This is a genomic window from Ruegeria sp. H9 (assembly GCF_056532915.1).
Window position 1 is genome coordinate 210767 of record NZ_JBQFNX010000001.1, and the last position, 12333, is coordinate 223099.

At 55.5% G+C, this 12333-nt stretch carries 10 protein-coding genes; 6 read left to right on the top strand and 4 right to left on the bottom strand.

Going from position 1 to position 12333, the window contains the following annotated elements:
• From ACR0CZ_RS01015 to ACR0CZ_RS01030, 4 genes are read right to left on the bottom strand one after another with little or no spacing between them, the layout of a single operon-like run.
• Positions 1-327: a cytochrome o ubiquinol oxidase subunit IV gene (locus ACR0CZ_RS01015; RefSeq protein ID WP_255612219.1), complete on the bottom strand. Its 327-nt coding sequence runs from the start codon at positions 325-327 to the stop codon at positions 1-3.
• Positions 320-952: a cytochrome c oxidase subunit 3 gene (locus ACR0CZ_RS01020; RefSeq protein WP_170394501.1), complete on the bottom strand. Its 633-nt coding sequence runs from the start codon at positions 950-952 to the stop codon at positions 320-322. The genes ACR0CZ_RS01015 and ACR0CZ_RS01020 overlap by 8 nt, the downstream gene beginning before the upstream one ends.
• Entirely contained in the window at positions 949-3039 is a 2091-nt protein-coding gene (locus ACR0CZ_RS01025) for a cbb3-type cytochrome c oxidase subunit I (RefSeq protein ID WP_170394498.1), read from the bottom strand. The genes ACR0CZ_RS01020 and ACR0CZ_RS01025 overlap by 4 nt, the downstream gene beginning before the upstream one ends.
• Complete coding sequence (locus ACR0CZ_RS01030) at positions 3036-3899, bottom strand: cytochrome ubiquinol oxidase subunit II (protein ID WP_480503027.1); 864 nt, start codon at positions 3897-3899, stop codon at positions 3036-3038. Before ACR0CZ_RS01030 ends, ACR0CZ_RS01025 begins: the two co-directional genes overlap by 4 nt.
• A 231-nt stretch (positions 3900-4130) precedes the next feature.
• Between ACR0CZ_RS01030 and ACR0CZ_RS01035 the strand changes: the two genes are divergently transcribed.
• The 6 genes from ACR0CZ_RS01035 to galU all read left to right on the top strand — a co-directional run bounded on the left by ACR0CZ_RS01035 (position 4131) and on the right by galU (position 12262).
• Positions 4131-5366: a lytic murein transglycosylase gene (locus ACR0CZ_RS01035; RefSeq protein ID WP_170465755.1), complete on the top strand. Its 1236-nt coding sequence runs from the start codon at positions 4131-4133 to the stop codon at positions 5364-5366.
• 391 nt (positions 5367-5757) lie between these two features.
• Positions 5758-7386 (top strand): peptide ABC transporter substrate-binding protein, encoded by a 1629-nt coding sequence (locus tag ACR0CZ_RS01040; protein ID WP_170407804.1) that lies wholly within the window; start codon positions 5758-5760, stop codon positions 7384-7386.
• A gap of 66 nt (positions 7387-7452) precedes the next feature.
• The gene (gene oppB / locus ACR0CZ_RS01045; protein ID WP_170422826.1) at positions 7453-8376 is read left to right on the top strand and encodes an oligopeptide ABC transporter permease OppB; all 924 of its coding nucleotides are present in this window, start codon (positions 7453-7455) and stop codon (positions 8374-8376) included.
• Positions 8377-8386: 10 nt separating this feature from the next.
• Positions 8387-9316 carry an ABC transporter permease subunit gene (locus ACR0CZ_RS01050; RefSeq protein WP_170394482.1) on the top strand — a complete coding sequence of 310 codons (930 nt, stop codon included), beginning with the start codon at positions 8387-8389 and terminating at the stop codon, positions 9314-9316.
• Position 9317: 1 nt separating this feature from the next.
• Positions 9318-11123, top strand: a complete 1806-nt coding sequence (locus tag ACR0CZ_RS01055; RefSeq protein ID WP_170394480.1) for an ABC transporter ATP-binding protein — start codon at positions 9318-9320, stop codon at positions 11121-11123.
• 245 nt (positions 11124-11368) lie between these two features.
• Positions 11369-12262 carry a UTP--glucose-1-phosphate uridylyltransferase GalU gene (galU, locus tag ACR0CZ_RS01060; RefSeq protein ID WP_170394477.1) on the top strand — a complete coding sequence of 298 codons (894 nt, stop codon included), beginning with the start codon at positions 11369-11371 and terminating at the stop codon, positions 12260-12262.
• Positions 12263-12333: the final 71 nt, after the last annotated feature.

Below are 12333 nucleotides of genomic sequence, written 5' to 3' on the forward strand. Positions count from 1 at the left end.
TCACATCACCTGCATATGCATGCGCATGGCCAGATTGCCCAGAATCCAAACTGTCCCGCCGATGATAATCAGCAGAACAAGTGTCGAGAACAGAACCAGGTCCAGATCCTCTCGGCTGCTGCGGCGGCGGTCGATGTGTAGAAAATAGATCAGTTGAACAACCAGTTGTGCCAACCCCAGAAGGCCTATGGTCATATAGACGCCTGGTGTTTCAATACCGAAATGATAGGCGATCACAAATACCACCAGCGTGAGCAGCAGTGACCCACCATAGCCAATCACGTAACGCCGCCGTTCGCGGTGATGCATCTCGGATCGTTTATCCATAGGCCAGCCCTCCGAAATACACGATGGTTATTATGCCGATCCAGATAAGATCGAGGAAATGCCAGAATAGCGCCAACCGCACCATACGCGACATCAGCAGATCGGTCAGCCCGAACATACGCAGCTGAATACCCAGCACGATTAGCCACAGACACCCGGCTGCAACATGCAAGCCGTGGAGCGGTACGAGACCATAGAAGGCCGACAAAAACCCGCTACGCTGTGGGATACCGCCTTGGGCTGCCATGTTCATGAAATCACGGATCTCCAAAACCAGAAAACTGAGCCCCAGCAGCAGTGTCACTCCGAACCACAGCACGATCCGTGCCCGAGGCAGGTTGTATTTCAGCGCCAACATCGCCAGCCCGACGGTCAAACTGCTGGTCAGCAGAATGAGAGTCTGGGCAAAGATGCTTTTCAGGTCGAACAGCTCATGCGGGCCCGGACCGCCGGCCTGCGCGTCTATCATGGTGATATAGATCGCGAACATCAGGCCGAAATAGACCAGATCGCTCATCAGGAAGACCCAGAAGCCGAAAGTGACGACCTCGGTCGCCTTGTGAGCGCTGGCGTGGTCCTCACCGAGGTTTATCCCCGGATAGCTGTGCTTGGGTGCGCGCCTCATATCACGGCCTCCATATCCGGGCGGGCGAGGCCGCGATTTTCCGGTGTACTTTCATGATCGCGATCCACAGCGGCGGTGCTGTGGACCAGCGCCAACCACGCCTCGTGTTCTTTGCGGACCTCTTCGGCGGGGATGATGACCTCGGTGCTGGTGTCGAAGCTCCAGATGATAATGGCGAGGATCATCGCGATGGTCATCAGTGCTGCCAGCCACCAGATCCACCAGACCAGAGAGAACATCCAGATGCCACTGAGCACGCAGAGGATAAACCCGATGCCGGTGTTGCGCGGCATCTCGATATCTTCGTAGGCCGCGGGTGCAGGGTAGGCTTGTCCGCGCTCCTTAGCTGCAGCAAAGTCATCGCGGTCACTAACCTGCGGAATAATAGCGAAGTTGTAGGGTGGCGGCGGAGACGGGATCGACCATTCCAGCGTACGCCCATCCCAAGGATCACCGACCGGTGCGCGGGTCTGTTCTCGGTCGCGTATACTGACCCACAATTGGACCAGGATCGAAAGCAACCCGCAAGTAATCACCAGCGATCCTATGACGGCGGTGATCATGTAGGGGTGAAAGCTGGGATCCTCCCAACTGAACGACCGGCGGGGCATGCCCATCAGACCAACGAAGTAGAGCGGCATGAAGGTCAGCAGAAACCCAACTGTCCAGCAGAAAACCGAAACGCGGCCCCAGAACTCGTTTAGACGGAACCCAAAGGCCTTGGGGAACCAGTAGTTATAGCCGGCGAGCAACCCGAACAGCACACCGGGTAGCAACGCGTTGTGGAAATGCGCAACCAGAAACAGCGTATTGTGGACCTGATAGTCGACGGTTGGATTGGCAAGAACCACTCCGCTGAGGCCGCCGATGACGAACAACATCAAGAACGCAAGGCCATAAAGCATCGGGACCGAGAATCGAATCCGCCCACGGTACAGAGTCGCCATCCAGTCATAGACCTTTACCCCGGTCGGAATGGCGATCAGCATCGTGGCAATCCCGAACACCGCGTTGATCAGAGCGCTTTGCCCCATGGTGAAGAAATGATGCAACCAAACCGTGAAGGACATGACCGCAATCGACATTGTTGCGATGACCAGTGAGTTGTAGCCATAAAGCCGCTTGGCCGAAAAGGTGGCAAAGACCTCGGAATAGATGCCGTAGGCGGGCAGGACCAGCAGGTAGACCTCGGGGTGACCGAACAGCCAGAACAGGTTGGCATAGTTCATCATGTTGCCACCAAGGTCATTGGTGAAGAAGTGGAAATCGAGATATCGGTCAGCGGCCAGCAACAATGCAGCTACGCCAAGGGGGGGCATGGCAAAGATGATCAGAATCGAACTGCAGATTATCGTCCAGCAATACATAGGCAACCGCATGAACTTCATCCCCGGCGCACGCAGCTTGTAGATCGTGACGGCAAAGTTGATGCCAGTCAGTGTTGTGCCCACGCCAGAGACCACGATGGCCCAGATCCAGTAATCCGGCCCAACGCCGGGATTGAACGCGGCCCCGGTATAGGGCGGATAGGCGGTCCAACCACCTGTTGAGAATTCGCCCACCACCAGCGAGACCATCAGCATTAGTCCGGCCGAGACGGTCAGACCAAGCCCGATCTGGTTCATCACCGGAAAGGCCACGTCGCGCGCGCCTATCATGAGTGGAATTATGTAGTTAGCGACGCCAAAGACAAAAGGTACCGCGACGAAGAACACCATAATGGTGCCATGAGTGCTAAACAGTTCCGCGAAATGCTCGGGTTCCAGAAATCCGTCCCCCGGTCCCGCCGCCTGTTGGGCCCGCATCACCACACCTTCCAGGACGCCCCGCGCCAGCATGACGATGGCGAAGACAATGTACATGATGCCGATCTTCTTGTGATCAGCGCTGGTCAGCCAATCGCGCCAGAGTGGGCCCCACAACCGGAACCACGTCAGGATGCCAATCACTACCACTACGCCCACGATCACAATGGCAGCAGCAGCGTTTGCAATGATCTCATTTGCGCCAGGATTCTGGATCAGTCCAGCAATGGGAAATGCATCCCAACTCAGGCGACCGAAGAAGCCGGTCTCGGCATTTGTCATTGGCTTGCCTCCTGCCCGTATTCAGCCGTTCCGGGTTGCTGATCCAACTGCAGAGGCTCTCCGCTGTGATAACGACGCAGGATCGAATGGAACAGGTCGCCCTCTTCCAGCGTGAAATAAAGCGCATTCAGCGGCATGAGTTCGGTGCCCAATGCCGCCTGTACCTCATCCCGATCCGTACGCATCGCCAACGTCCGATAGGTGCCTTCGGTCAACGGTATGCCATGCGCTTTAACACTGGCGACCCATGCCTGAAAATCCTCGGGCTGCATCGCTTGCGCCAGGAATTTCTGCTTTGTGAATCCTCGGCCATTATACTGTGTGTTCTCGCCTTGCATCGTTTCAGGCGAGTCTGCCACCAGGTGTAGCCGAGTCGTCATCCCCGGCATGGCATAGATTTGCCCTGCCAGCGCCGGGATCATGAACGACTGCATCACCGTGTCTGTGGTCAGCGTCATCGCAACTTGCTGTTTGATCGGTATGCCCAGTTCTCCCACCGTTGCGATGCCATGATCTGGATAGATGAACAGCCATTTCCAATCGAGGCCAACCACCTGCACATTTAGGGCAGGCTCTTCTCCAAAAGGGGCCGAATAAGGGTCAAGACGATGTGTCGCTTTCCAGAGATAGAAAGACAGGATCATCACGATCACGACCGGGACGCCCCACATCACAAATTCAAGCTTCGCCGAAAAATCCCAATGCGGCGTGTATGCAGCATTTCCACCCTTACGTCGGCGATAACGCAGGGCAATCAGCGGCACCAGAGCCAGAACCGGTATCACAGCGATCAGGATAAGAGCCGTCGCGCGCAAAAGGTGTGTCTTTTGCACCGCTGCAATCGGGCCTTGGGGGTCCATGAAGCTATCACTCGCCCCGGCAGACTCAGCCGTCAACAACAGAGCAACAAAGATCACCAAGGCTGGCACAGCGACTGAATGTATCCGAGACAAGGTCACACCTGATGATCCTCTTGCGGCGGGGTTTCCCGGCAACTATCGGCAGAGTCACGGATTTTCTCAAGAACTTTTCCAAAATCACCCTGCGGCGGCGCTGTTGACATGAGGTCAAGCGCGCGCGAGACCAATCATATGCGTTTGGTTCTTGCTATAGTCTCCCTGGTTTGTCTTGCCGCCCCCTCGGTAGCGCAAGATCGCGCTGAGGTTGAACGTCAGTTCCAGAACTGGCTGCAACAAGCCATATGGCCTCGGGCAAAAGCCAAGGGCGTTTCGAAACGCACGTTCCAAAGTGCCTTTGACGGGGTAACGCTAAACTGGGACCTTCCTGACCTGGTTCCGCCGGGCAGCCCCAAAAAGACACCCAAGCAACAACGGCAGGCCGAGTTCGGCTCACCTGGTCGATATTTCAATGCCGGATCAGTCCAGGGTGCCACCTCCGTCGGTCGCAAGATGGCTAGGCGCCACGCGGACACGCTATCACGTGTCGAGACAGAAACCGGCGTACCTGCCCGTATCATACTGGCCATCTGGGGCCGCGAAAGCGGATACGGACAAGTCCCTATCCGCCATAATGCGTTTCAGGTGCTGGGCACCAAAGGGTTCATGAGCACACGGGCAGAGTATTTCACGGCTGAACTGATTGCTGCGCTACAGATCGCTGAATCCGGTCACGGCCAAGGCCACGCACTGAAAAGCAGTTGGGCGGGTGCCTTGGGGCAGCCTCAGTTCATGCCCACAAATTTTCTGACTTACGCGCGCGATGGCGATGGGGATGGCCGAACTGATATCTGGGGCTCAGCCTCGGACACGATTGCATCGATCGGCGCGTATCTTGACGAGCACGGATGGGTGACAGGCCGCGACTGGGGGTTCGAAGTTATCCTACCCACGACCGTTTCTTGCGCGTTGGAGGGCCCTGATCAGGGGCGGTTGATCCGCGATTGGGTCGCCATGGGCGTAAATCGCGTTTCCGGCAAACCTTTTCCGGCACATGAACTTGATGCCGAGGGCTATCTTATGATGCCTGCCGGTCGTAGCGGTCCGGCCTTTATCGTAACGCCCAATTTCTATGTCCTCAAAGACTATAACACCAGCGATCTTTATGCGCTGTTTGTGGGTCATGTCGGCGATCGCATCCAATACGGAATTGGCGATTTTCGGGGTCGTTGGGGCGATGTCGGCAATCTCTATCGTTCAGATGTCGCCAGCATGCAGCAGGTGCTTGTTCAACAGGGTCATGACGTCGGTGGCGTCGATGGCCTGCCCGGATACAAAACCCGACGCTCGATCGGGCGCTGGCAAGAGGCTTCTGGAAGCACACCAACCTGCTTCCCCGATGCCTCATTGAAGGCCGTTCTGAAGCCGTAGCAGCGTACTGATTCGCCATTTACGAGCATCACTGCAAACACATTCACCCACGGTGATATGTTGAGCTTCACGAAAATGTCACTGCCACGAAGCGTTTCAAAATAAAATTTTAACACCTCCGCCGGCTGCGGTTCTAATCAGCCTTTGTGGTCTTCACCCACCGCAAAACCCTTTACCTTTGCTTCAAAACTGACAGGTTCATGGGCAGTGAAAGATAGCTTTCGCATTCGGATCTCCGACATTGCCTGATGCATGAATGCCGAAATTATCGATCTTGGCACGATCTAGATCAAGGTAAAGTCCAGACAATTGCCGGAGACAAAATGGCAGACAAGCGCCCACCGCGAATGCGGTTTGGACGTTCGAAACCATACAAAATGGGAGTAAACACATGAACAAAATAATCAGAACCTCTTTGGCAGGACTGTTGTCCTCGACCATCATTACCGGTGCTGCAATTGCTGCCGGTACACATCCCGAAACCGGAGAAGCCCTGGCCGACGATCAGACCTTCACCTATCGGATTCTCGATGAACACAGCTCGGTCGACCCGCAAGTCGTAGAAGATGTGTCGGGTGCAGAAATTGTTCGCGATCTGTTTGAAGGCCTGATGAATCAGGATGAGGACGGTAACCTGGTTCCTGGTGTCGCCACCGAATTCTCGGTCAACGATACCAAGGACGTTTACACCTTTACCCTGCGCGATGAAGCGAAGTGGTCGAATGGTGATCCGGTGACCGCAGGTGACTTTGTGTATGCCTGGAAGCGCGCCGTCGATCCCGAACTGTCGTCGCCCTATGCGTGGTTCATGGAACTGATGTCGATCGAAAACGCTGCCGAGATCATCGCGGGCGAAAAACCGGTAGATGAGTTGGGTGTCAAAGCCATCGACGACAAAACGCTGGAAGTCCGCCTGAGCGCCCCCCTTCCCTATTTCCCGCAGATGACCACACATTCGACAACCTTCCCGGCACCGCAGAAAGTGATCGAAGAATTTGGTGACGCCTGGACCAAACCGGAAAACATCGTCTCGAACGGCGCTTATGTTCTGACCGAGCACCTGCCGCAGGAACGCTCGGTACGTGAACGCAACACCGCCTATTGGGACAACGATAACACCATCATCGACAAGGTCGTGGCGCTGGTCATCAATGATGAAAACGTCGCCCTGACCCGCTATTTGGCTGGCGAACTGGACCGCACCGAAATTCCAGCCGGCCAGTACCCACGTCTGAAGGAAGAGCACCCTGTAGAAGCCATCAGCTTCCCACGCCTGTGCAACTATTATTACACCTTCAACCTATCTGATGGTGGCCCCGAGGCTTTCAAGGACCCGAACGTCCGCCAAGCCCTGTCACTGGCCGTTGATCGTGCGATTATCACCGAAAAAGTGATGGCAGGCGGTCAGCCCGAAGCCTACACTTTCGCCCCCGAAGCAACCGCAGGCTTCACCGTACCGGCCGTTGAAATGGCATCCATGTCCCAAGCCGAACGCGACGAGTTGGCGAAGGAGCTTCTAGCAGAAGCAGGTTATGGGCCTGACAACCCTCTGAGCTTCCAGATGGTTTATAACACCGCGGAAAACCACAAGAAGGTCGCCGTTGCGCTGAGCCAGATGTGGAAGCAAAAGCTTGGCGTGAACGCCGAACTGGCAAATATGGAGTGGAAAGTCTTCCTCGAGGAGCGCGGCAACCAAAACTTTGAGCTGGCACGTGGTGCTTGGTGCGGAGACTACAACGAGGCGTCGACCTTCCTGGACCTGCTGCAGTCGGACTCGGGCTATAATGACGGCAAATATGCCAACGCGCGCGTTGATGAGCTGCTGGCCGAGGCCAAAACCTCGGACGATCCGGCTCCGCTTTACACCGAAGTTGAACGCATCATCGCCCAAGAAACGCCTGTGATCCCGATCTATCACTACGCAGGCGTCTATATGATGGACAGCGATGTAGGCAACTGGCCGGTGAACAACGTCGAGCAGAACTGGTACTCGAAGAACCTCTACAAGCTCGCTGAATAATCGTCTTTGAACCACGCCCTGCCCCGGAGACATCCGGGGCAGGGCCAATAAACACGGGGGCATGAAATGCTTGCCTACAGTTTAAAGCGGCTGCTGGTCGCTATTCCGACGATCCTGTTATTGATCGTCGCCTGCTTTTTCCTCATGCACATCGCGCCTGGCGGGCCATTCACCTCGGAACGGCCATTGCCGCCGCAGGTTCTGGCCAATATCGAGGCGCGCTATGGATTGGACCAACCGCTGTGGAAACAGCTTTGGGACTATCTGTATAACATCGTGGTGCATTTCGATTTCGGACCGTCCTTCAAATTCAAGGATCGGGATGTGAACGACATCATCGCGCAGGGTTTCCCGATTTCGCTGACCTATGGTTCGTTGTCTTTTCTGGTGGCAACTTCCGTTGGCGTCGCGCTGGGAATTGCCGCTGCAATCAAACACAACAGCTGGATTGACTATTTTGCGGTTGGTCTGGGTATCGCCGCTCAGGCGCTTCCGAACTTCATCATGGGGCCGATCCTGATCCTGACCTTTACCCTGTGGTTGGGGTGGCTGCCGGGTGGCGGCTGGCATGGCGGTCAATGGCAGTATCTGGTGATGCCGGTGATTGCGTTGGCGACGTCCTACATGGGATCGATCGCAAGGATTACGCGGTCATCGATGCTGGAGGTTCTGAACTCGAACTTCATTCGAACTGCACGGGCCAAGGGATTGCCGACAAGAACCGTGATCTGGCGCCATGCGCTTAAGCCGACATTGCTTCCCGTTGTCTCGTACCTCGGGCCGGTTTTTGTCTACGTTCTGACCGGTTCGGTTTTTGTCGACATCTATTTCTCAACCGGTGGTCTGGGGCAGGCCTATGTCGGCTCGGCCTTGTCTCGCGACTATGCTGTGCTGCTAGGGGTCACCATTCTTTACGGCGCGTTGACCGTGGTTGTGAACCTTCTGACCGACCTGGCTTATGCCTGGTTCGATCCAAAAATCCGATACTGAGGGGCAGGCAATGCTTGGAAAATCACAAAAAGCCGCCCATCTGGCCGAGGAAATCACTGATTACACGGTCATTCAGGGGCGCTCGCTTTGGCAGGACGCACGGATACGTTTTGTCCGCAACAAGGCCGCAATGGCCAGCGTTTTCATTCTGGGTCTGATCGTGTTGTTCACGATTGTTGGCCCTTATTTCGCAGTCTGGAACAATGAAGAGATCGACTGGAACGTCATGGGGGACGTGCGCGGCATGGGTATGCCGTCCATCGAAACCGGACACTTTTTCGGCGTCGATGATCTGGGGCGCGATCTTTACAGCCGCGTTATTCAGGCCACGACCACTTCGCTGCTGGTTGGTCTGATTGGGGCCGCGACCGCTCTGATCGTCGGCACCTGTTATGGCATCACCGCCGGATATATCGGCGGGCGCACCGACAGTGCGATGATGCGGTTCGTGGACATCCTGCTGGCAATCCCGGCAACACTGATCATAATTCTGCTGCTTGTCGTGGCGGGACGGTCCTTCTTTATGCTGTTCATTGCCTTAGGTGCGGTCGGTTGGTTGACGATGGCGCGGATTGTCCGGGGGCAAACCCTGACCCTGAAAAACCGCGAGTTTATCGAAGCCGCGCGCGCCGCCGGTGTCAGCGAGTTCACCATCATGTACCGACACATCCTGCCCAACCTGTTGGGTGTTGTGATCGTGTACGCCTCGCTGCTGGTGCCCGAGATGATCCTGACGGAAAGCTTCATCTCATTCCTGGGCCTCGGAATCTCAGAACCCTACACATCGTTGGGCCGCCTGATCGCTGAAGGGGCTGGCACCATGGCGTATGGTACGCTCTGGCAGCTGATGTTCCCTCTTACTTTTTATGTCGCCATCATCATCACCATGTTCTTCATCGGTGACGGGCTACGCGACGCTTTGGACCCGAAGGATCGCTGATATGAGTCTGTTTTCCGTTAAGGACCTGAGCGTCCGATTTGATACGCCCGATGGCGTGGTTGAGGCTGTAAAAAGCATCAGTTTTGACATCGACCCCGGCGAATGTCTGGGCATCGTCGGCGAAAGTGGCTCGGGCAAAAGCCAGACGTTCATGGCAGCGATGGGGCTATTGCCCACCGCTGGCCACGCGACCGGTTCCGCAATGCTAAACGGTCAGGAAATCCTGAATCTGCCTGTGAACAAAATCAACAAGATCCGTGGCTCAGACGTCGGCATGATCTTTCAGGATCCGCTGACCGCGCTGACCCCACATCTGCGAGTTGGCCAGCAAATGCGCGAGGTGCTGCAAGTTCACGAGGGATTGCAGGGCTCGGCTGCCCGCCAACGTTGCCTTGACTGGCTCAACCGTGTGCGCATTCCCGAAGCGGCACGGCGTCTGGATCAGTATCCGCACGAGTTGTCGGGCGGCATGCGCCAGCGCGTGATGATCGCCATGTCGATGCTGTGTAATCCCAAGCTGCTGATTGCGGATGAGCCAACAACCGCGTTGGATGTGACCGTTCAGGCCGACATTCTGGACCTGATGGTACGGTTGCAAAAGGACGAAGGCACTGCCATCGCTCTGATCACCCACGACATGGGTGTTGTCGCGCGCATGTGCGACAATATTCAGGTCATGCGTATGGGCGAGTTCGTCGAAGCCGGTGACACGCGCGAAGTCTTTCGCGCTCCTCAGCATGACTACACCCGGACGCTACTTGAGGCGATGCCACGCATTGATGCAGGGGATGCACCGAAAGCTTTGCCGCAGACGGAAGAACCGTTGCTGAAAGTGGATGACGTCAAGGTGCATTTCCCGATCCATGTCTCGGGCGGTCTTTTTGGGCATAAGGTACCGCTGAAAGCCGTTGATGGCGTGAGTTTCGACATCCGAAAGGGCGAGACCCTGGGTGTTGTTGGAGAATCCGGCTGTGGCAAATCCACGCTGGCCCGGGCTGTGCTGCAATTGATCGAACCCAGCGCGGGTAATGTCAGCTGGCTGGGGCATCCGATCGTCGGGCTGAAACGGGCCGAGTTGAACAAGTACCGCAAGGACCTGCAGATCGTGTTTCAGGACCCGCTGGCGAGCCTTGATCCACGGATGACGATCTCGGCCTCGATCGCGGAACCGCTGAAAACCTATCGCCCGGATCTGACCGAGCGGGAACGCAAAGAGTTGGTCGCCGAGATGATGGAGCGTGTTGGCTTGAAGGCCAACATGATTAACCGATATCCGCACGAACTATCCGGGGGGCAAAACCAGCGTGTTGGAATCGCGCGTGCCATGATCAACAAACCAAAACTGATTATCTGTGACGAGGCAGTCTCTGCGCTGGATGTGTCCATTCAAGCCCAGATCGTAGGATTGTTGCGTGAACTGCAACAAGAGTTTGGCCTATCGATGATCTTCATCAGCCACGATTTGTCTGTGGTACGTGCGGTTTCGAACCGGATCATGGTTCTATATCTGGGCCGCATCGTTGAATTGGGCGATGGTGAAGTGATCTGCTCCGAACCGAAACATCCTTACACTCAGTCCCTGATCTCGGCGGTTCCGATCCCTGATCCGGATGTCGAGCGCAGCCGCCAAAGGCTTAAACTACCGGGAGAATTGCCTTCTCCCATGGATCCGAAAGCAGCTTTGCGCTTTTTGCCCAGCAGATTGTCTATGGGTGAGACCGACTATGTACCTCAACTCAGTGAGATTGCCCCGGATCACTTCGTCGCCGAACACGATCCGCTTGAGGCGATTATGGCCAATGCATAAGCTTACGCGCCCGATCCAATCTATCGGGCGCGTTTTAAACTTTATTGAACAAGTGATTAGTGGATTGGTTCATTGATCCAGCTTTCGGTCGTGTTTCGTTTTGACTCTGCCCTTAAGTTAATGGCAGATTCCAGCGAACCCGTAACTGACCAGCCGGGTGCGATTGATTGGTAGGATTTTAGATTATATGTGGGGCTCCGGCATCACCAAGAGTCGTCGGCAATATAAAGAATTAGTGAGGTAGTATGGTACGCAAAGTCACCAAGGCGATATTTCCCGTAGCGGGAATGGGCACTCGGTTTCTTCCGGCGACAAAGTCGGTGCCAAAGGAAATCATGACATTGGTTGATCGTCCACTGGTCCAATATGCCATCGACGAAGCGCGTGCGGCCGGGATCACTGAATTCATCTTCGTGACATCGCGCGGAAAATCAGCGCTTGAGGACTATTTCGATCACAATCTCGTGCTGGAGCAGGACCTCAAATCCAAGGGCAAAGACGAACTGCTTGAAGTATTGAACGCAACCAATATGGAAAGCGGAGCAATTGCCTATATCCGTCAACACAAGGCTTTGGGATTGGGGCATGCGGTCTGGTGCGCCCGTCGACTGATCGGGGATGAACCCTTTGCCGTGATGCTGCCCGACGATGTGATTGCCGCCGACAAACCCTGCCTACAGCAGATGGTCGAAGCCTATGAGGAAACCGGCGGCAACATGGTCGCCGCGATGGAAGTTCCCAACGAAAAAACCAGCTCCTACGGTATTCTGGATACCGGCCAGAATGTTGGAACGGTTGTCCGTGCCAAAGGAATGGTGGAAAAACCGAGACCAGAGGACGCGCCATCCAATCTTGCGGTGATCGGTCGTTACATCTTAGGTCCTTCGGTTCTGTACAATCTGAACCAGAAAAAGAAGGGAAGTGGCGGCGAAATCCAACTGACCGACGCAATTGCTGAGGATATTGGCAATGGTGTCCCTGTCTTTGGCTACAAGTTTGACGGACAGCGGTTCGATTGTGGTTCAAAGGCTGGCTTTCTGCAGGCAACGGTCTCGTTCGCATTGGCTCGCGATGATCTGCGCGACGACCTGAACCAATATCTGCATGAAGTCGTGGCCTCTGATCGGGCCGCGCAGTAGGCCTAGTTGTGTCAGCTATTCCGATTTCAATTCAATAGTTTAAGCTAAAAGGTTCAGAAGGGGCAGGCACC